At 75.8% G+C, this 19,011-nt stretch carries 21 protein-coding genes; 7 read left to right on the top strand and 14 right to left on the bottom strand.

The annotated features are described in order from the left end of the window. Nucleotides 1–7: 7 nt before the first annotated feature. From guaB to H9657_RS08785, 3 genes are all read right to left on the bottom strand, one after another. Nucleotides 8–1,531 carry an IMP dehydrogenase gene (guaB, locus tag H9657_RS08795; protein WP_191782465.1) on the bottom strand — a complete coding sequence of 508 codons (1,524 nt, stop codon included), beginning with the start codon at nt 1,529–1,531 and terminating at the stop codon, nt 8–10. A gap of 42 nt (nt 1,532–1,573) precedes the next feature. Then, on the bottom strand, nt 1,574–2,194 hold the full coding sequence (locus H9657_RS08790) for a response regulator transcription factor (RefSeq protein WP_318241386.1): 621 nt from the start codon (nt 2,192–2,194) through the stop codon (nt 1,574–1,576). A gap of 250 nt (nt 2,195–2,444) precedes the next feature. Then, nucleotides 2,445–3,554, bottom strand: coding sequence for a MerR family transcriptional regulator (locus tag H9657_RS08785; RefSeq protein ID WP_191782461.1), 1,110 nt, complete (start codon nt 3,552–3,554; stop codon nt 2,445–2,447). Nucleotides 3,555–3,812: 258 nt separating this feature from the next. Here H9657_RS08785 and H9657_RS08780 point away from each other — a divergent pair, with 258 nt between their 5' ends. Next, nucleotides 3,813–4,109, top strand: coding sequence for a WhiB family transcriptional regulator (locus tag H9657_RS08780; protein WP_191782459.1), 297 nt, complete (start codon nt 3,813–3,815; stop codon nt 4,107–4,109). A 95-nt stretch (nt 4,110–4,204) separates the two neighbouring features. Here H9657_RS08780 and groES read toward each other — a convergent pair whose 3' ends face one another. Further along, nucleotides 4,205–4,498, bottom strand: coding sequence for a co-chaperone GroES (gene groES, locus H9657_RS08775; protein WP_191782457.1), 294 nt, complete (start codon nt 4,496–4,498; stop codon nt 4,205–4,207). 243 nt (nt 4,499–4,741) lie between these two features. Between groES and H9657_RS08770 the strand changes: the two genes are divergently transcribed. Together H9657_RS08770 and H9657_RS08765 are read left to right on the top strand one after the other, a co-directional pair. Next, a complete protein-coding gene (locus H9657_RS08770; RefSeq protein ID WP_191782456.1) occupies nt 4,742–5,944 on the top strand; it encodes a class I SAM-dependent methyltransferase in 1,203 nt (400 codons plus the stop codon). Beyond that, nucleotides 5,944–7,092, top strand: a complete 1,149-nt coding sequence (locus H9657_RS08765) for a glutamate--cysteine ligase (RefSeq protein WP_191782454.1) — start codon at nt 5,944–5,946, stop codon at nt 7,090–7,092. The genes H9657_RS08770 and H9657_RS08765 overlap by 1 nt, the downstream gene beginning before the upstream one ends. 4 nt (nt 7,093–7,096) lie before the next feature. Here the strand turns inward: H9657_RS08765 and H9657_RS08760 are convergent, their stop codons facing one another. After that, nucleotides 7,097–8,455, bottom strand: a complete 1,359-nt coding sequence (locus H9657_RS08760) for a hypothetical protein (RefSeq protein WP_191782452.1) — start codon at nt 8,453–8,455, stop codon at nt 7,097–7,099. An 84-nt stretch (nt 8,456–8,539) separates the two neighbouring features. Between H9657_RS08760 and H9657_RS08755 the strand changes: the two genes are divergently transcribed. Together H9657_RS08755 and H9657_RS08750 are read left to right on the top strand one after the other, a co-directional pair. Beyond that, nucleotides 8,540–8,926: a PadR family transcriptional regulator gene (locus H9657_RS08755; RefSeq protein WP_318241384.1), complete on the top strand. Its 387-nt coding sequence runs from the start codon at nt 8,540–8,542 to the stop codon at nt 8,924–8,926. Between the two features lie 44 nt (nt 8,927–8,970). Next, nucleotides 8,971–9,519 carry a hypothetical protein gene (locus H9657_RS08750; protein ID WP_191782450.1) on the top strand — a complete coding sequence of 183 codons (549 nt, stop codon included), beginning with the start codon at nt 8,971–8,973 and terminating at the stop codon, nt 9,517–9,519. 24 nt (nt 9,520–9,543) lie between these two features. On the opposite strand, the gene tsaD is transcribed toward H9657_RS08750, so the two are convergent. Further along, nucleotides 9,544–10,584: a tRNA (adenosine(37)-N6)-threonylcarbamoyltransferase complex transferase subunit TsaD gene (gene tsaD / locus H9657_RS08745; protein ID WP_191782448.1), complete on the bottom strand. Its 1,041-nt coding sequence runs from the start codon at nt 10,582–10,584 to the stop codon at nt 9,544–9,546. 87 nt (nt 10,585–10,671) lie between these two features. Between tsaD and H9657_RS08740 the strand changes: the two genes are divergently transcribed. After that, nucleotides 10,672–11,337 (top strand): malonic semialdehyde reductase, encoded by a 666-nt coding sequence (locus H9657_RS08740; protein WP_318241382.1) that lies wholly within the window; start codon nt 10,672–10,674, stop codon nt 11,335–11,337. A 3-nt stretch (nt 11,338–11,340) separates the two neighbouring features. Here H9657_RS08740 and H9657_RS08735 read toward each other — a convergent pair whose 3' ends face one another. The 7 genes from H9657_RS08735 to H9657_RS08705 all read right to left on the bottom strand — a co-directional run bounded on the left by H9657_RS08735 (nt 11,341) and on the right by H9657_RS08705 (nt 17,441). After that, a complete protein-coding gene (locus tag H9657_RS08735) occupies nt 11,341–12,195 on the bottom strand; it encodes a sulfurtransferase (protein WP_191782446.1) in 855 nt (284 codons plus the stop codon). After that, nucleotides 12,192–12,713 (bottom strand): ribosomal protein S18-alanine N-acetyltransferase, encoded by a 522-nt coding sequence (gene rimI, locus H9657_RS08730; protein WP_191782444.1) that lies wholly within the window; start codon nt 12,711–12,713, stop codon nt 12,192–12,194. The genes H9657_RS08735 and rimI overlap by 4 nt, the downstream gene beginning before the upstream one ends. Then, nucleotides 12,710–13,399 (bottom strand): tRNA (adenosine(37)-N6)-threonylcarbamoyltransferase complex dimerization subunit type 1 TsaB, encoded by a 690-nt coding sequence (gene tsaB, locus H9657_RS08725; RefSeq protein ID WP_225214959.1) that lies wholly within the window; start codon nt 13,397–13,399, stop codon nt 12,710–12,712. The genes rimI and tsaB overlap by 4 nt, the downstream gene beginning before the upstream one ends. After that, nucleotides 13,399–13,947, bottom strand: coding sequence for a tRNA (adenosine(37)-N6)-threonylcarbamoyltransferase complex ATPase subunit type 1 TsaE (gene tsaE, locus H9657_RS08720; protein ID WP_191782442.1), 549 nt, complete (start codon nt 13,945–13,947; stop codon nt 13,399–13,401). The genes tsaB and tsaE overlap by 1 nt, the downstream gene beginning before the upstream one ends. Continuing rightward, a complete protein-coding gene (alr, locus tag H9657_RS08715; RefSeq protein WP_191782440.1) occupies nt 13,944–15,176 on the bottom strand; it encodes an alanine racemase in 1,233 nt (410 codons plus the stop codon). The genes tsaE and alr overlap by 4 nt, the downstream gene beginning before the upstream one ends. 73 nt (nt 15,177–15,249) lie before the next feature. Beyond that, entirely contained in the window at nt 15,250–15,942 is a 693-nt protein-coding gene (locus H9657_RS08710) for a nucleoside/nucleotide kinase family protein (RefSeq protein ID WP_191782438.1), read from the bottom strand. Beyond that, the gene (locus H9657_RS08705; protein WP_191782436.1) at nt 15,939–17,441 is read right to left on the bottom strand and encodes a bifunctional ADP-dependent NAD(P)H-hydrate dehydratase/NAD(P)H-hydrate epimerase; all 1,503 of its coding nucleotides are present in this window, start codon (nt 17,439–17,441) and stop codon (nt 15,939–15,941) included. The genes H9657_RS08710 and H9657_RS08705 overlap by 4 nt, the downstream gene beginning before the upstream one ends. A gap of 55 nt (nt 17,442–17,496) precedes the next feature. Here H9657_RS08705 and H9657_RS08700 point away from each other — a divergent pair, with 55 nt between their 5' ends. After that, a complete protein-coding gene (locus H9657_RS08700; protein WP_191782434.1) occupies nt 17,497–18,483 on the top strand; it encodes an LLM class F420-dependent oxidoreductase in 987 nt (328 codons plus the stop codon). 150 nt (nt 18,484–18,633) lie between these two features. On the opposite strand, the gene H9657_RS08695 is transcribed toward H9657_RS08700, so the two are convergent. Further along, on the bottom strand, nt 18,634–18,990 hold the full coding sequence (locus H9657_RS08695) for a holo-ACP synthase (protein ID WP_191782432.1): 357 nt from the start codon (nt 18,988–18,990) through the stop codon (nt 18,634–18,636). Nucleotides 18,991–19,011 lie beyond the last annotated feature (21 nt).

The following is a 19,011-nucleotide window of genomic DNA, read 5'->3' as shown; positions in this document are numbered from 1 at the left end:
GGCCGGGTCAGCGGCCGGTGTAGTTGGGCGCCTCGACCGTCATCTGGATGTCGTGCGGGTGCGACTCCTTGAGCCCCGCCGGCGTGATCCGGATGAACTGGCCCCGCTGCTGGAGCTCGGGGATCGTGTGCGCGCCGACGTAGAACATCGACTGGTGCAGCCCGCCGACGAGCTGGTGCGCGACGGCCGACAGCGGACCCCGGTACGGCACCTGGCCCTCGATGCCCTCGGGCACGATCTTCTCGTCCGTCGTCACGTCGGCCTGGAAGTAGCGGTCCTTGGAGTAGGACACGCGCCCGCGCGAGGCCATCGCGCCGAGCGACCCCATGCCGCGATAGTGCTTGAACTGCTTGCCGTTGACGAACACGAGGTCGCCGGGCGACTCGTCGCAGCCCGCGAGCAGCGAGCCGAGCATGACGGTGTCGGCACCCGCGACGAGCGCCTTGGCGATGTCGCCGGAGTACTGCAGACCGCCGTCGCCGATGACCGGCACACCCGCCGGGCGGCACACCTGCGACGCGTCGTGGATCGCGGTCACCTGCGGCACGCCGACACCGGCCACGACCCGCGTCGTGCAGATCGAGCCCGGTCCGACGCCGACCTTCACGGCGTCGACGCCCGACTCGACCAGCGCCTGGGCGCCGGCGCGCGTCGCCACGTTGCCGCCGATCACCTGGACGTGGCGCGTGGCCGGGTCGGACTTCAGGCGGCGCACCATGTCGAGCATGAGCCGCGCGTGGCCGTTGGCGGTGTCGACGACGAGCACGTCGACGCCGGCGTCGACCAGCGCCGTCGCGCGCTCCCACGCGTCACCGAAGAACCCGATCGCCGCGCCGACGACGAGGCGCCCGTCGGCGTCCTTGGTGGAGTGGGGGTACTGCTCGGTCTTGACGAAGTCCTTGACCGTGATGAGGCCCGCGAGCCGGCCGTGGTCGTCGACGAGCGGCAGCTTCTCGACCTTGTGCTTGGCGAGCAGCGCCGCGGCGTCGGCGCGCGCGATGCCGACCGGCGCGGTGACCAGGGGCATCGACGTCATCTCGTCGCGCACGCGGCGCGTCGCGAACTCGGCGGCGGGCACGAAGCGCAGGTCGCGGTTGGTGATGATGCCCAGGAGGCGGCCGTCGTCGTCGACGACGGGCAGGCCCGAGACCCGGTAGGTCCCGCACAGCGCGTCGAGCTCGGCGAGCGTCGCGTCGGGTCCGACCGTCACCGGGTCGGAGACCATGCCGGACTCGGAGCGCTTGACCACGTCGACCTGGTGGGCCTGGTCGGCGATCGACAGGTTGCGGTGCAGGATGCCGACGCCGCCCTGGCGCGCCATGGCGACCGCCATGCGCGACTCCGTGACCGTGTCCATGGCCGCCGAGACCAGCGGCACGCGCACCGTGATCTCACGCGTCAGGCGTGAGGTCGTGTCCACCTCGGAGGGGATGACGTCCGTCTCGCCGGGCAGCAGCAGGACGTCGTCGTAGGTGAGTCCGACCCGGGCGAACGGGTCCGCGGGAGACGTGGAGAAGTCGGGCGCCGTCATCAGATCAGGATACGGCGCGCACGACGGCGTCGGAACGCCCGCTCAGTCGATGATCCCCCGGCGCAGGCCGATGGCGACGGCCTGGGCACGGTCGGACGCACCGAGCTTGCGGAAGAGCCGCCGCGCGTGCGTCTTGACCGTGTCCTCGGAGAGGAACAGCTCCTGGCCGATCTGGGCGTTCGACCGGCCGTGGCTCATGCCGACGAGCACCTCGATCTCCCGCTTGGTGAGCACGGGGTTCGCGTCGCCCTGGCGCGCGCCGACGCCCGCCTCGGTGCGGGTCGTGTGGCTCTCCTGCAGCGGCGAGGCCGGGTGCGGGACCGCCGGTCCCCCAGGAGGCGGGGACGAGACCGGGCTCGCCTGCACGTGCGCGGCGACGGCCGCCAGCTCGGCGCGCCCGACGGCGGGCGCGAGGAAGCCGCGGGCACCGAGGGCGAGGGCGCGGTCGAGCGCCTCGCCGTCCTCAGGACCGGCGAGCAGCACGACGGCCGCCGAGGGCGCCACGGCACGCAGCCGTCGGATCGCCTCGGCCGGACCCGCACCGGGCAGGTGCGCGTCGAGCAGGACGACGGTGGGGGCGATCCGGCGGGCGAGCGCCAGCAGCTCGTCGGCCGTCGCAGCAGCGCGGACGGGGGCCAACGAGGGCACACCGATCGAAGTCACGACGAGCCGTTCACGAACGGTCGCCGAGCCGTGGCAAACCACGACTCCAGCCATGGGGTTCCTCCTCGCGCCGATCCCGACACCACATGCGTGCACGGGTCTATGCCTGCATCGGCGTTACCGGTGCGTCACGTTAGCCCCCGGGGTGGACCGTCGAGAATCGAACGCGCCGTTTCCTCACACTTGCGGGCTGACACGTGAAATGACGTCACGCGAACGGGTCATCGCCTCGTCGTGCGATGACAACCGGTCACAGCGACGCAGACTGCGTGACGGCCGCGAGGGCCTCGTGGAGCAGTCCCGGCAGGGTGCGCGCGCGGTGCACGGAGCGGTCGAGAGGCACGCGCTCCTCGGCCGCCGCGGCCACCATGACGAACTGCGGCAGGTCCGCGCGCTCCTGCGCGAGACGTGCGACGACCGACAGGTCCGGCGCCGCGGACTCCGACAGCGTCACGACGGCCCGCGCCCGCGTCATGAGCGCGAGCTCGCCGGCGTGCCGCGTCGAGACGGGCCCGGCGACGAGCCGCGCGTCGACACCGCCGTCGACGAGCGCCGCCGCGAGCACGTGCGCCAGGACGGGGCGCGGCTCGCCGGGCACGGGCAGGAGCAGGACCACGGGCGCGCCGGCCGGCGGTGGTGCCGCGGTGCGGGCACGCAGCGCGCCGAGCACGGCGCCCAGCAGGGTCTCCCGGGCGTCGACCCCCGGGCGCTCCACGACGGTGCGGCGCGCGAGCGCCGCGAGCGCGGGCTGCACGCGGTCGGTCCACCACCGGGTGACGTCGACACCCGTCGAGTCCAGCAGCGCCGCGCAGCGGTCCGCGCGTCCGGTGAGCGCGGCGTCCACGAGGGCCGCGACGGCGCTCGCGCCACCGGCGGGCACACCGGCGACGGGCGGGTGGACGACGGGGCGGGGGGTCGGGCCGGACCCCTCGGCCGACGGCCCGGCGTCCGGCCGGACCGGCAGGCGGCCGGTGAGGTCGTCGCTGCCGGCCGTGGGGACGGCCGGGACGTCGGGCACCTCCGACGCCAGCGCGAGCCGTGCCGCCTCGGCGGGCGCGACACCGTCGATCGTCAGGCGTCGCATCACCAGGAGCCGCTCGAGGTCCTGGTTCGTGTAGCGACGGTGGGCGCCGGCGAGGTGCTCGGAGGGCCCGAGCCCGTAGCGGCGGTCCCACGTCCGCAGCGTCGCCGGCGCGACGCCGAGCCGCCGGGCGACGGCGGCGACGGTGAGCGCCGGGCCGCTCGGCACCTGCGCCGGGTCCGCGTCGCGAGCCGCCGGGACGTCCGGGCGACCGGCGGGCTCGGGCGTGCCCTTCGGGTCGACCGGTCCGGCCGGGGTCTCGTCTGCTGCGGGGACCATGAAGCGATTGTGCCAGCCGTGTGACGCGATCCCACGCCCCCGCGCCACGCACCGACCACACCCACGGACACGCGTCCTGCACCGGCGTCCAGATCGCGCCAGGCACCGATTCACACGATCGCGTCACAAAAGAGGGTCTTGAACAACTTCTGAAGCGGTTGTAGCGTGGCGTCACGTCGACACGGGGAACCGCGGCGACCACCGACTTTCGTCCGGCCAGCGCCGCAGGACGACCACGCAGGAGCCAAGGAGGAACACATGGCCGAGATCTCGCGTCTCCCCGGACCGGTGATGGACCTGTGGGAGTGGCAGTTCGACGGTGCCTGCCGCGACGCGGACCAGGATCTCTTCTTCCACCCCGAGGGCGAGCGCGGCTCGGCCCGCCGCCGCCGTGCGGAGGCGGCGAAGGCCATCTGCGCCACGTGCCCCGTGCTCAAGGAGTGCCGCGAGCAGTCCCTCGCCGTCCGCGAGCCCTACGGCGTGTGGGGCGGCCTGTCCGAGGAGGAGCGCGCCGCGGTCCTCGCCGAGCGCGCCGGACGCCGCGTCACCGCCTGATCCCGAGCGGGACTCCCGACCACGACGAAGGCCCCCTCCCGAGGGAGGGGGCCTTCGTCGTGCCGGGGACTGGTCCCCGGCCGGGACAGCTGTCGTCAGGCGACGACCGCGAGGATGTCGCGCGCGGAGAGGATGAGGTACTCCTCGCCGCTGTACTTGACCTCGGTGCCGCCGTACTTCGAGTAGATGACCTTGTCACCCACGGCCACGTCCAGCGGCACGCGGTTGCCCTTGTCGTCGATACGACCGGGGCCGACCGCCAGGACCTCGCCCTCCTGGGGCTTCTCCTTGGCGCTGTCCGGGATGACGAGACCCGACGCGGTCGTCGTCTCGGCCTCGAGGGCCTTGACGACGATGCGGTCCTCGAGGGGCTTGATGGAGACCGACACAGCGGACCTCCCCTTCGCATGTGAGTAGTTCAGGAGTCTGCGCCGCACCGTCGCGCCGTCGTCGCGGGAGCCGGGCCACGGGAGCGGTTGGCACCCTCACGGGGAGAGTGCCAGTTCCTCACTCTAGGAACGCGTTAGCACTCGGTCAACCCGAGTGCCAGAACTGGTGGTGACGTGCCGCCGCCGCACGCGTGTCGGCGGCGTGTGGTGAGCGGGCGGGTCGCGACGTGGGAAGGTGGTGGCGTGGACGACGCCGGGCTGGTCAAGCTGCTCAGTCCCGACGGCTGGGCGCTGCTGCAGGCGCTGCCGCCGTACGACGAGCGCCTCGCGCTGCCGCTGGCCGAGCGGCTGCAGAAGGACGGGCTCGACCCCGCGCTGGTCGCGGCCGCGCTCACGCAGTCGCGGCTGCGCGCCAAGGCACGCGCCAAGCTCGGTGAGTTCGCCGACGGCATGCTCTTCACCGTCGCGGGCCTCGAGCAGGCCACGCGCCTCGAGGTCGCCGCGCACCACGCGGGCCGGTACCGCGAGGCCGGCTGCCGGTACGTGGCCGACCTGACGTGCGGCCTCGGCGCCGACGCACTGGCCATGGCCGGCATCGGCATCCGGGTGCTGGCCACCGACGTCGACGAGACGACCGCCGCCCTGGCCACCGTCAACCTGCGCGCGTTCCCCGAGGTCGAGGTCCGCATGGGCGACGGGCTCGCGCTCGACCTGGCGGCCGAGGGCGTCGACGGCGTCTACGCCGACCCCGCACGCCGCACGGGCACCGGCCGGCGGGTGTTCGACCCGCGGGCCTACTCGCCGCCGCTCGACGAGGTCCTCGCCGTGCGCGGCACGGTCCCGGCGCTCGGGCTCAAGCTGGGCCCCGGCATCGCGCACCGCGACCTGCCGCACGACGCCGAGGCGCAGTGGGTGTCGTCCGGCGGCGAGGTCGTGGAGCTCGGGCTGTGGTTCGGCCCGCTGGCTCCCGACGGCCCGGGACGCTCCGCGCTCGTCCTGCGCGACGGCAGCGCGCACGTCCTGCGTGCCGACCCCGACGGGGACGACGACGCACCGCCCGTCGGCCCGGTCGGCGGCTACCTGTACGAGCCCGACGGCGCCGTGATCCGCGCCGGCCTGGTCGGCACGGTCGCGCACCGCGTGCGCGGCCGGCTCGTGGACCCCACGATCGCCTACGTGACGTCCGACGCCCTCGCCGACCGCGCCGCCTGGCAGCCGCTGGCCACCGCCTACCGCGTGCTCGACGACCTGCCGTTCGGGCTCAAGCGCCTGCGCACCTACCTGCGGGAGCGGGACGTCGGCCGGCTGACGATCAAGAAGCGAGGCACCGCCGTGACCCCGGAGACGCTGCGCCGCCAGCTCGACCTGCGCGGCGGCACCGAGAGCACGGTCGTGCTCACACGCGTCGCCGGGCAGCAGCGCGTGCTCGTCGTGGAGCCGGTCTGATGGCCGCGCCCGTGACCCTGCCGTTCGCGTTCTCGGAGCGGTCGACGGTCGGCATCGAGTGGGAGGTGGCGCTGGTCGACGCCGACTCGGGCGACCTGCGCCAGGCGGCGCAGGCCATCTTCGCCGCCGTGCAGCCGCCCGACGGGAGCGAGCACCCGCACATCACGTCCGAGCTGCTGCTCAACACCGTCGAGGTGTCGTCGGGCAAGTGCCGCACGGTCGGCGAGGCCGGCGCCGACCTGCAGCGCGCCCTCGACGAGGTCGCCGCCGCGGCGCGCCCCCTGCGCATCGAGCTCATGGGCGCCGGGACCCACCCGTTCGCCAACTGGGCCCACCAGCGCGTCACGGACAAGCAGCGGTACGCCACGCTCATCGACCGCACCCAGTGGTGGGGCCGCCAGATGCTCATCTACGGCGTGCACGTGCACGTGGGCGTCGAGGACCGCGACAAGGTCCTGCCGCTGAGCCGCGCGATGCTCACGGTGTTCCCGCACATCCAGTCGCTGTCGGCCTCGTCGCCGTTCTGGGGCGGCAAGGACACCGGGTACGCGTCGAACCGTGCGCTGCTCTTCCAGCAGCTGCCGACGGCCGGCCTGCCGCCGCAGTTCGAGCGGTGGGAGCAGCTGGAGCAGTACGTCGGCGACATGGTGCACACCGGAGTGATCGACCAGGTCAACGAGGTCCGGTGGGACATCCGGCCGTCGCCGCGCTTCGGCACGCTCGAGATGCGCATCGCCGACGGCGCCGCGAGCCTGCTCGAGGTCACGGCCATCAGCGCCTTCACCCACTGCCTGGTGGAGCACTTCTCGTCCATGATCGACGCGGGCGAGCCCCTGCCCACCATGCCGCCGTGGTTCGTGCAGGAGAACAAGTGGCGCTCCGCGCGCTACGGCATGGACGCGATCGTCATCACCGACGCCGCGGGCGCCGAGGAGCTCGTGACCGACTCGGTGAGCCGGTGGCTGGTCGAGCTCGCGCCGGTGGCCGAGCGGCTGGGCTGCGCGGCCGAGCTCGAGCAGGTGCGCACCATCCTGCGGCGCGGTGCGTCGTACCAGCGGCAGCGTGCGGTGGCACGCCGCAACGCCGGGGAGCTCGAGCCCGTCGTGCGCTCGCTGGTCGCCGAGCTCGCGGCCGGCCGCCCGCTCTAGCGGCTCAGCCGGGCGGCGGCGCGGCCACGGCGGTCGGTGCCGGGTCGGGCTCCGTGAACGGCGCCCACTGCCAGGTCCGCAGCACGTCGTCGAGGGCGGCGAGCGTGTCCCGCTCGTCGGGCGTGCGGGTCAGCGACCACGTCCAGCTGCGGTCCGCACGGTCGAGGCGCGCCTGCGTGCGCAGGACGCCGTCCACGCGGAACGTGCGCACCAGGACGTCACCGGCACCGGTCCGACGCTCGGACACGGGCCCGGCGGGCGTCACGGACGGCCCCCACGCCGTGCGACCCGGCTGCTCGAGGTCGCCCAGCGCCGTCCCGACCACCCCGTCCCAGGGCGTCGACGAGACGACGAGGTGGGCGGTCGGCGAGAGCCGCAGGTAGGCCCACGTGGTCGAGCCGTCCGGGCAGGGGACGTCGACGGCCGCCGGCGCCGAGGGCACCCGGAACCGGGCGAGGGGGCCCCGCTCGTCGGCCAGGACGAGGCCGACGTCCCGCACGGCGGCGTCCGTCGGCACGGCGGCGTCCGTCGGCACGGCGGCGTCCGTCGGCACGGCGGCGGGTGGCACCTCGCCGTCGTCGTCCGCCGGGAGCCACTGCCACGTCGCGAGCACCGCGTCGCCCAGGCCCTTGAGGCTCGTGTCCTCGTTGCTGCGCACCACCCCGATGACGAACGCCCAGCCGTCGCGGTCCAGGTGGGTGTCCGTCACGAAGGAGCGCCCGACGCCGTACGTGTGGCGCCAGACCGGCCCGATCGGCGTGGGCACCTCGACGACGTCGCCGGGGAAGGTCGTGCCGTCCCGCGCCGTCGCGCGCTGCACGTGCGGGCGGTCGGGGGCGCCCGCCAGCACGACGCCGGCGTCCACCTCCCCCACGCGTCCGAGCACGACGACCAGGAGCGCGCGCCCGCCGCGGAGCAGGACGCTGACGACCTGGCGGCTGCCGGGCTGGTGCTCGGGCACGGGACGGTTGTGCCAGGGTGCCGCGATGCGGAAGCCCGGGCAGCCGTCGGGGCCGGGCGCCACGACGACCGGGACCCGCAGCGCGACGGGGTCGTGACCGCGCGGCAGCCGTTCGTCGACGACGGCGGGGCGGCCCCGCACCGGGATCGCCTCGCGCAGGGTCGCGCGCGCCCGCTCGCGCTCCTCGGCGGACAGGGCGGGGTCGAGCATCGCGAGCATCCGGCGCCGCAGCCGCCAGCGGAACAGCGGGCCGACCGGCACGGCCGCCACGACGACCCCGAGGGTGACGAGCACGAGCAGCACGAAGAGCACCGGGCGCAGCCAGGCGCCCGGGACCCAGCTGTCCGTCACCCGGGCGACGTGGTCGACGACGACGGCGAGCGGCGTCGCGGAGGTGCTCACCGCAGAGATGTCGGCACACGAGCGGGGGCGCTGAAGCGGCGCCGGTATCTTGCATAGCCGAGTACCAGGCGTTACCTTCATGCCGTGACCGAGCCCCGCGACCCCCAGCTCCTCAAGGGCGTGCTGCCGATGCTCGCGCTCGCGGCGCTCGCCCGCGCGGAGACGTACGGCTACGAGCTCGTCGCGACGCTGCGCGACGCCGGTCTCGACGACCTCTCCACCGGCACGCTGTACCCGGTCCTGACCCGGCTCGAGCGCGACGGCCTGCTGGTCTCCCGCCTGGTCGCGTCGCCCTCCGGGCCGGCGCGCAAGTACTACCGGCCCAGCGCACCCGGCCTCGAGGCGCTCGCCGCCCAGCGCGCCGCCTGGGCCGAGCTGGTCGCCACCGCCGGGCGCGTGCTCGACGGCTCACCACCCCCGAGCGACCCGCCGCCGACCGGCGCACCCTCCCCCGCGGGCTGCGCACCATGACCACCGACGACCGCCTCGCGCGTCGACGACCCCAGGAGACCCCCATGCCCCCGACGACCACCACCGCCCACCCCACCGTCCTGGGGCGACGCGAGCGCGCCCGCGTGCGCCGGTGGCTGTGGCGCTTCTCGCTCGCGATGCAGGACCACCCGGCGCGCGAGGCGCGACGCATCCGTCGCGACCTGGGGGCCGCGCTCCTCGACGACGCCGGGCGGATCGGCGTCGACGCGGCGCTGCGCGAGATCGGCAGCCCGTGGCGGGTGGCCGCCGACCACCTCGACGCGCTCGACAGCGCCCGGCCGCGGTGGAACGACGGCGCCGTCCTGGCGACGCTCCTCGGGTTCGGCCTCCCGCTGTACATGTGGGCCGCCTGGGCCGTCGGGGCGGTCGAGGCGGTCGGCGCCATGGGCGGCGGACGCGCGGAGCTCTCCTGGCTCGGGGTGCCCATGACCGCGGAGAACAGCGACGCGACGTACGGGCTCACCTTCCCGCTGGGGTGGCAGCCGTTCGCCGTCTCCCTCGCGCTCGGCGCGCTCGGCTTCGCGCTCGGCGCTCGCGTCTGGCGCGTGTGGCGCCGGACGCCGGTCAGCTGACCGACGACCGAGCCGCAGGTCCGCTCAGACGAGGACCTGCGTGAGCGGCATGGTCGAGTCCACCGGCAGGTCGAGCGGGGACGGCGGCAGGCCCCGGCGCACGACCGCGGCACCGAGCGCCGCGATCATCGCGCCGTTGTCCGTGCAGTAGCGGATCGGCGGGATCCGCAGCTCGATGCCCGCCTCGGCGCACCGGGCGGCCGCCATGTCACGCAGCTGGGAGTTGGCGGAGAAGCCGCCCCCGACGACGAGCGTCGAGACGCCCTCGCGCCGGCACGCCGCGATCGTCTTGGCGGTGAGCACGTCGGCCACCGCGGCCGCGAACGAGGCGGCGACGTCCTGCAGCGGGATCGCCTCTCCCGCGTCCTGCCGGGACTCGACCCACCGCGCCACGGCCGTCTTGAGACCCGAGAACGAGAAGTCGGTGGCGTGCTCGGCCTGGTCCTTGGGTGCGGTCAGCCCTCGCGGGAACCGGATCGCCGTGGGGTCGCCCTCGCGCGCGAGGCGGTCGATGTGCGGCCCTCCGGGGTACGGCAGCCCGAGCAGCCGGCCGACCTTGTCGAAGGCCTCGCCCGCGGCGTCGTCGAGCGTCGAGCCGAGCTCGGTGACGTTCACCGTGTCGTCGACCAGCAGGAGCGACGAGTGCCCGCCGGACACGACGAGCGCCATGACGCGCTCGGGGAAGGGCCCGTCGACGAGCTCGTCGACGACGGCGTGCCCGATGACGTGGTTCACGCCGTACAGCGGCTTGCCGAGACCCACCGCGAGCGCCTTGGCTGCCGCGGCACCGATCGTCAGCGGTCCGACCAGGCCGGGGCCCGCGGTCACCGCGATGGCGTCGACCTCGTCCAGGGTGACCTGGGCCGTCGCGAGCGCGCGCTCGATGGTGGGCACCATCGCCTCGAGGTGGGCCCGCGCCGCGATCTCGGGGATGATCCCGCCGAACCTCGCGTGCTCGTCCACCGAGCTGGCGACGGCGTCGACCAGCAGGTCGTACCCGCGGACGATCCCGACGCCGGTCTCGTCGCAGGAGGTCTCGATCCCGAGGACGAGGGGTGCGCTCACGTCCCTCAGGATAGGCGCCGTCGGCGACGTGACGGGCCTCACTGTTGCCGGGGGGCATCGTTGCGGACGCAACGATGTTGAACCGGTGTGACCACAGCGAGCGTCGACACGGACATGAGCATGATCTCGAGCGACCCCATCCACGGGTCGGCGACGCTGCTCCGCGAGGGCGACTCCCCGCTCCCGGACATCGTGTTCGAGGGTGGGCGCACCGTGGGGCGGTTCGTCGACGACGGCGTCCCCGACGACCTCCTGCGCTCGGTGTACGACACCGTGCGCTGGGGGCCCACCGCGATGAACTCCACCCCGCTGCGCCTGCTCGTCGTCCGCAGCCGCGAGAGCCGCGAGCGCCTCGCGACGCACATGGCCGAGCACAACCGCGAGCGCGTCCTGGCCGCCCCCGTGACGCTGGTCGTCGCGGCGGACGTGGACTTCCACCTGCACCTGCCGACGCTCGTGCCGCACGCACCGACGTCGGGCGACCGGTTCGCCGACGTGCCGGACCTGCGCGAGCGCATGGCCCGCGAGAACGCCTGGCTGCAGACGGGCTACCTCGTCGTGGGGCTGCGCGCCGCCGGCCTGGGCGTCGGGCCCATGACGGGCCTGGACGCCGCGGGCGTCGACGCCGACCTCTTCGCGGGCACGTCGTGGCGGACCCTGTCCGTGCTCAACGTCGGGTGGCCCGACGGGGAGGGCACCGACCGTCCCCGCGCACCCCGGCTCGCCTGGGACGACGTCGCGCGCGTGGTCTGAGCGTCAGGCGGTGGCCACCGGCCGGGACGGGTCGTTCGACCACTGCGACCACGACCCGGGGTACAGCGCCGCGTCGACGCCGACCGACGCCAGCGCCGCGACCTCGTGCGCCGCGGTCACGCCCGAGCCGCAGTAGACGCCCACCGGCCCACCGCCGGGCACGACGCCCGCCGCGTCGAACCGGGCGCGCAGCGCGTCGGCGGGCAGGAACCGGCCGGCGTCGTCCAGGTTGGCGGCCGTCGGCGCGCTCACCGCACCCGGCACGTGCCCCGCGCGCGGGTCCACCGGCTCGACGTCGCCCGCGTACCGCTCGGCGGCGCGGGCGTCGAGCAGCACACCGTCCGCCGCGAGCGCCGCGGCACCGTCGGCGTCGACGGTCGCCAGCGCACCCGGGACGAGCACCACGTCGCCCGGCTCGGGCGTCACGTCACCCGGCTCGACGCCGTAGCCCGCGGCGACCCACGCGGCGAGCCCGCCGTCGAGCAGGCGGACGTCGCGGACGCCGGCCCAGCGCAGCAGCCACCACGCCCGTGCGGCGGACGTGCCGCCGGCGTCGTCGTACACCACGACCGCGCCGCCCTCGCGCACGCCCCAGCGCCGCGCGGCCCGCTCGAGGTCGGCGACGTCCGGCAGCGGGTGCCGGCCGGCCGCGGGCGACGGCGGCGCGGCGAGCTCGGTGTCGAGGTCGACGTACACCGCCCCGGGCAGGTGCGCCGCGAGGTATCTCTCGTGGCCGTCGGTCCGGCCCAGCGCCCAGCGCACGTCCAGCAGCGCGGGCGGCTCGTCGTCGGCGAGCAGCCGTGCGAGCTCGTCGGCGTCCACCAGGACCCGTCGGCGCGTCTCGTCCTGCGTGCTCACGACGCCTCCTGCTCGGACCGGACCTCCGGGACCTCGCGGACCACGCGGACCTCCCGGGGCAGCAGCAGCTGCATGGTCCAGGCGTCGACGTTCTCCGGCTGGTAGTAGCCGCGGCGGCGCCCCAGCTGCGTGAACCCCAGCGTCTCGTACAGGTGGATCGCCGGCGCGTTGTCCACGCGCACCTCCAGCAGCACCGACTCCGCGCCGAGCGCGCGCGCCCGCTCGAGGAGCGTGACCAGCATCCGCCGCGCGATGCCGCGGCCCTGGTAGCCGGGGTCCGTCGCCACCGTCATGACCTGGGCGTCCCGGCCGTCGAACCAGATGCCCGCGTACCCGACGAGGGACCCGCCCGGCAGCTCGGCGCCGACGTAGGTGCGCCCCGGGCCGACCAGCTCCTCGGCGAGCATCTGCCGCGTCCACGCGCTGACGCCGAAGAGCGTCCGCTCCATGCGGTCCAGCGCGGACAGGTCGCCCGCGACGAGGGGTCGCACGGCCACGTCGAGGGCCGGTGCGCTCACGCCAGCACCCGCTTGGCGCCCGCGGGAGGCACGGCGTCGGGGCGGCGCAGGTACAGCGGGTCGGCGGGCAGGGCCTCGCCCGCAGCGAGCCGCCGCTGCGCGATGCGGACGAGCAGCGCCGGGTCCGGGGACCGCAGCGCGGGCGACCCCGCGGCCACGCGCGGGTCGGGCTCGCCGAACACCTGCGGGTACAGGTCGCGGCCGGCCCCCAGCACGACGTCGTCCGGGGTGCGCGGGACGTCGGCGGGCGGCGCCACGTCGGGCCCGGCCGTGGTCACGGCGGCGCCGCCACGCACCTCGTAGCGCGACCAGTAGACCTCGCGGCGGCGCGCGTCGGTGACGACGAGCAGCGGGGTCCCGTCCTCGAGGCCGGCGAACCGGGCCGCTGCCTCGGCCAGCGCGTCGAGGCTGGGCACGCCGTGGACCGGGATCCCGAGCGACAGGCCGAGGACGCGGGCCGTCACCAGCCCGACGCGCAGACCCGTGAACGGCGCCGGGCCCGTGCCGACCACGACGCTCTCGAGGTCCCGCGCCGCACGCCCGTGCCGCGCGAGCAGCTGCGTGACGAGCGGGGCCAGCAGCTCGGCGTGCCGGCGCGGCTCGTCGTCGGTGAGCGTGTCGGCCCGGTCCGCGTCGAGCACCAGCGACGCGGCGACCGCGCCGGACGTGTCGATCCCCAGGTGCATCAGGCCCCGCCCTCCTCGTGGCTCGCGTGCGCGGCCGCGGGCGCGCCCGGCAGGACGACGCCCGCCCAGCGCTCCCCCACACCGTGCACCGTCAGCACGCGCTCCCCCGCCGCGGCGTCCTCGACGTCGTCGCCGACACCGCCGTGCGGGCGCTCGAGCCGCAGCTCGAGCCGGTCGTCCGTCAGGCCCTCGACCCAGCCCGCACCCCACTCGACCACCGTGACGGCCTCGTCGAGCGCCGAGTCCAGGTCGAGCGCCTCGACCTCGTCGAGCGACCCGAGCCGGTACGCGTCGACGTGGACGAGCGCGGGGCCGCGCGTACCGTCCGGGCGCGGCAGCGGCGGGTGCTCGCGGGCGATGACGAAGGTCGGCGACGCGACCTGCCCCCGGACCCCCAGCCCCTGCCCGAGGCCCTGCGTGAGCGTCGTCTTGCCGGCACCGAGGTCACCGGTGAGCACGACCAGGTCGCCCGCGCGCAGCAGCGCGGCGAGCTCCCGGCCCCAGGCCCGGGTCGCGTCGGCGTCGGGCAGCGGCACCTGCTGGTTCACGCGGCACCTCCGCCGACGGAGGACGGGTCGGTGGTGGCGAGGGCGTGCGCGCCGACCGCGCCCTGCTCGCGGTCCTGCTCGCTGTCGACGTACACCCGGGGCACCCGTGCCCCCAGCCGCGCGACGAGCTCGTAGGAGATGGTGCCCGCCACCTCCGCCCAGTCCTGCGCGGTCGGCCCGCCGTCGCGCCCGTCGCCCCACAGCACGACGCGGTCGCCGGCGACGTCGCTCGCGCCGGGGCCGAGGTCGAGCACGACCTGGTCCATGCACACGCGTCCCGCGATGCCGAGGCGTCGTCCACCCACCTGCACGGGACCGCCCCAGCGGTCGGCCGTGCCCGAGGCGTGCCGCGGGATGCCGTCGGCGTACCCCAGCGGGACGACGCCGAGCACCGTGTCCTGCGGCACGACGTACTCGTGCCCGTAGGACACCCCGGAGCCCGCGGGCACGGCCTTGACGGTCGCGAGCTCCGCCTCGAACGTCATGGCGGGCACGAGGCCGAACCGCTCGGGCCCACCGAGCTGCGGCACGGGCGTCAGGCCGTAGACGGCGATGCCGGGCCGCACGAGGTCCCAGTGCAGCGCGGGCGCCGTGAGCGTCGCCGCCGAGTTGGCGAGGTGGCGGACCTCGAGGCGCGCGCCGGCTGCCTCGACGGCCGCGACCGCGTCGGTGAAGACGGCCGCCTGCCGACCCACGACGGCGTGGTCGGGCGCGTCCGCGAAGGCCAGGTGCGACCACACGCCGACGACCCGCACGAGCCCCTCGGCCTCGGCCGCGAGCGCGGCCGCCAGGACGTCGGGCAGCTGTGCCGGGAGCAGGCCGTTGCGACCGAGCCCGGTGTCGATCTTGAGGTGCACGCGGGCGGTCCGGCCCGCCGCGCGCGCCGCCGCGACCACGTCGTCGAGCGCCCAGCGCGACGCGACCGACAGGTCCACGTCCGCCTCCACGGACTCCCGCAGCGGCGCGCCGGGCGCGTACAGCCACGTGAGGATGCGGGCGCCCGTGACGCCCGCGCGGCGCAGGTGCAGCGCCTCGGAGACCTGTGCCGTGCCGAGCCACGTGGCGCCGCCCTCGAGCGCCGCGAGCGCGCTGGGCACCAGGCCGTGCCCGTACGCGTCGGCCTTGACGACGGCCATCACCTGCGCGGTGGGGGCCAGGGAGGCGAGGGTGCGGACGTTGCCGCGCAGGGCGCCGAGGTCGACCACCGCGCGCGCCGGGAAGTCGTTCACGCCTGCCAGTCTCTCACCACCGGGCCCCCGGTCCCGTGCGCGCCGCCCGGCCGCGGCGCCCCGGCCGGTGGGCTCAGCCCAGCAGCGCCGGTCCGACGACCACGTCGGCGCGCCCGACGGTCGGCGCGACGAGCCGCGCGTTCGCGGCGTCCGGGCCGGTCGACCACGCGAGCGCGGCGGCGGGCGGCTTGCCGAACCGCTCGTGGCGCTCGACCAGCCGGGCGAGGCGCACGTCGTCGTCGGGTGCGACGAACCACGACTCGTCGAGCAGGTCCGCGACGGGGCCGAACCCGTGGTCGTCGAGCAGCAGGTAGTTGCCCTCGGTGACGACGAGCGGGACGTCGTGCGGCACGGCGACGGCGCCCGCGACGGGGTTGCGCAGGTCGCGGCGGTACTCGGGTGCGTACACCACGTGCCCGGGGCGCGGCGCGCGCAGGCGTCGCAGCAGCGCCACGTACCCGTCGGCGTCGAACGTGTCGGGCGCGCCCTTGCGGTCGGCGCGGCCGATGCGCTCGAGCTCGGTCTGCGCGAGGTGGAACCCGTCCATGGGGACCACGACGCACGCGTCGCCGAAGGCCGCGGCGACCTGCGCGGCCAGCGTGGACTTGCCCGCCCCCGGCGCGCCGACGATGCCGAGCACCCGCCGCCCGCCCTCGGCGAGCAGCGCGTGGACGCGGTCCGCGAGCGCGGGGGCGAGCGGCGCGGGCGGTGGGACGTGCGGCGTCGACGCCCGGGTCGGCGACGGCTCGTCGGGGCGCGGGCTCACGCGCGCACCAGAGCGGCCACGACCGCCGGCAGCGCCGCCGCGACGTCGCTCGCCGTCACCGGACCGCCCGGGTTGGCGCGGTGCGCCGCGCGGCCGTGCACGTGCGCGGCCGCGGCGGCGAGCGCCGCGGGCAGCGTGGGGTCCGCCACGGCGTCGGCCGCCCTGCCCGCCAGCAGCGCGCCCAGCACGCCGCCCAGCACGTCCCCGGCGCCGGCCGTCGCGAGCCACGCGGGCCCGTCGGCCTGCGCGTACGTGGCCCCGTGCGGTCCGACGACGACGGTCGTCCCGCCCTTGAGCAGCACGGTGGCGCCCGTCAGCTCGTGCGCCCGGCGGGCGTGCGCGAGCGGTCCGGCCTCCACGTCGGCACGCGCGACGCGCTGCCCCCGCGCCGCGAGCAGCGCCGCGAGCTCACCCGCGTGCGGCGTCAGGACCACGTGCGGCGGCACCCGGTCCGGCAGCAGGTCGAGCGCACCGGCGTCGACGACGACCGGCTCGTCGTGCCGCAGCGCGTGCGCGAGCGCCTCGCGCGCGCGGTGGCGCTGCGCGTCGTCGTCGGGTGCGACGCCCGAGCCCACCACCCACGCCTGCACCCGCCCGTCGCCCTCGACGACCTCGGGGTGCGCCGCGAGCACCTGCGCACCGGCGGGCCCGCGGTACCGGACCATGCCGACGCCCGTGCGCAGCGCTCCCGCGACCGAGAGGACCGCCGCCCCGGGGTACCGGGCGGACCCGGTGACGACGCCCAGCACGCCGCGACCGTACTTGTGCGCGTCGGTGCCCGGGACCGGCCACAGCGCGGCCACGTCGTGGCCCTCGAGCCGGGCGACCGCGGGCGCACCCGCGGGCCGCAGCCCGATGTCGACGGGCACGACACGGCCCGCGGCACCGGACGCGGGAGGCAGCAGCAGCGCGGGCTTGCGCGCACCGAAGGTCACCGTGAGGTCCGCGTCGAGGACGGCGCCGGTGCGCGTGCCGTCGTCCACGCCGACGCCGGACGGCAGGTCGACGGCCACGACGAGCGGCCGCGGGTCGGCCGTCGCGACGAGGTCGACGAGCCGGGCCCCGGCACCCCGCACGCCGCCGCGGCCACCGATGCCCAGCAGGCCGTCGAGCACGACGTCGGCGGCCGCCACGGCCGCCGCGACCGGCTCCGGGACGCCGTGCGGCTCGGGGTGGCCGTCGAGCGTCAGCACCCGCCCGTGCGCGGCCCGCAACGCGGCCAGCCCGTCCCCGTGCACGCGCCCCGACGCGAGCACGGCCGTGACCGCGACGCCGCGGCGCGCGAGCAGTGCCCCGGCGTGCAGCGTGTCGCCGCCGTTGTTGCCGGACCCCACGAGCAGGACCGCCCGCGCACCGCCCACGCGCCCTCGCCGCTCGCGCAGCGCCCGCGCGACGTGCGTGGCGAGCCCGAACGACGCGCGCGCCATGAGCGGCACCCCGGCGGTCAGCAACGGTTCCTCTGCCGCGCGCACGGCGGTGGCGTCCCAGGAGTGCAGCACGCGCCCATCCTGGCCCGCGCGCAGCCGGGGGGCGAGCGCCGGTAGCGTGGCGCGCATGCGATTCGGACTCTTCATCCCCCAGGGCTGGCGCCAGGACCTCACGGGCATCGAGACCCGCGACCACTGGAAGGTCATGCACGGTCTCGCGCAGTGGGCCGACGACGGCGACGTCTTCGAGTCCATCTGGGTGTACGACCACTTCCACGCCGTGCCCGAGCCCAACGGCGAGGCGACCCACGAGGCGTGGAGCCTCATCAACGCGTTCGCGGCGTCGACGTCGCGCGTGCGCCTGGGCCAGATGTGCACGTGCATGGCGTACCGCAACCCCGCCTACCTGGCGAAGGTCGCGACGACGGCCGACGTCATCTCCGGCGGCCGCGTCGAGATGGGCATCGGTGCCGGCTGGTACGAGCACGAGTGGCGGGCGTACGGCTACGGCTTCCCGCGTGCGGGCGAGCGCATCGCGATGCTCGACGAGGGCGTGCAGATCTTCAAGCAGATGTGGACCAACGGCACCGCCACGCTCGACGGCGTGCACTACCAGGTCGACGGCGCCCAGCTCTCGCCGCTCCCCCTGCAGGTCGACGGCCCGCCGCTGTGGATCGCCGGCGGTGGCGAGAAGAAGACCCTGCGGATCGCGGCCGAGCACGCGCAGTACACCAACTTCGACGGCAGCCCCGAGGGCTTCGCGCACAAGTCCGAGATCCTGCGCGGGCACTGCGAGGCCATCGGCCGCAACTTCGACGAGATCACGCGCTCGGCCAACTACAACGTCGTCATCGGCGCGACGCAGGACGAGGTCGACGACCGCATCGCGTGGGTCGAGGAGCACTACGCCAACACGGTGCCCGACAAGGCGCCCGGCGTCGCCGAGGAGTTCCGCCGCGGCCCGCTGGTCGGCACGCCCGAGCAGATCGTCGAGAAGCTGCGCGAGCTGCAGTCGCTGGGCATGACGTACGCGATCACGTACTTCGCCGAGGCCGCGTACGACCGCTCGGGCATCGAGCTCTTCGCCCGCGAGGTCGCCCCCCACCTCCGCTGACCCTCCCCTCCCCTCCCCCGGCCGCGAGAGAGCAATCCAGCACTCCCCCCGGGCGTGAGAGAGCGATCCGGTCCCCGCAGCGGCGACCGGATTGCTCTCTCACGCCCCACAGGAGGCGGGCGGACTGCTCTCTCACGACCCTGACGGGCGTCAGGTGTCGCGTTCCGCGACGACGACGGCGGAGGCGATGCCCGCGTCGTGCGAGATCGACAGGTGGAACCGGTCGACGCCGAGCTCCCGGGCACGCGCCAGCACCGTGCCGACGATCTCGACGACGGGCTGCGCCCCCGAGACGCGCCGCACGGTCGCGTCCTGCCAGCTCATGCCCGGCGGGGCCCCGAGCGCCTTGGCGATCGCCTCCTTCGCGGCGAACCGCGCGGCGAGCGACGCGTCCGGCAGGTCGCGCTCGTCGGGCGTGAACAGCCGCACCCGCAGCGCGGGCACGCGCTCCACCGTCGCCATGAAGCGCGCGACGTCGACGACGTCGATGCCGACGCCCACGATCACGCGGCACCCCCCGCGGGCCCG

This window comes from Cellulomonas avistercoris (assembly GCF_014836445.1).
Taxonomy (GTDB): Bacteria; Actinomycetota; Actinomycetes; order Actinomycetales; family Cellulomonadaceae; genus Cellulomonas; species Cellulomonas avistercoris.
This window is presented reverse-complemented; position numbering and strand designations above follow the sequence as displayed.

Excerpts from the sequence above, each read along its gene's own strand:
- guaB (WP_191782465.1), bottom strand. The coding sequence starts at position 1,531 with ATGACGGCGCCCGACTTCTCCACGTCTCCCGCGGACCCGTTCGCCCGG.
- H9657_RS08785 (WP_191782461.1), bottom strand. The coding sequence starts at position 3,554 with ATGGTCCCCGCAGCAGACGAGACCCCGGCCGGACCGGTCGACCCGAAG.
- H9657_RS08780 (WP_191782459.1), top strand. The coding sequence starts at position 3,813 with ATGGCCGAGATCTCGCGTCTCCCCGGACCGGTGATGGACCTGTGGGAG.
- H9657_RS08765 (WP_191782454.1), top strand. The coding sequence starts at position 5,944 with ATGGCCGCGCCCGTGACCCTGCCGTTCGCGTTCTCGGAGCGGTCGACG.
- H9657_RS08750 (WP_191782450.1), top strand. The coding sequence starts at position 8,971 with ATGCCCCCGACGACCACCACCGCCCACCCCACCGTCCTGGGGCGACGC.
- tsaB (WP_225214959.1), bottom strand. The coding sequence starts at position 13,399 with ATGCACCTGGGGATCGACACGTCCGGCGCGGTCGCCGCGTCGCTGGTG.
- H9657_RS08700 (WP_191782434.1), top strand. The coding sequence starts at position 17,497 with ATGCGATTCGGACTCTTCATCCCCCAGGGCTGGCGCCAGGACCTCACG.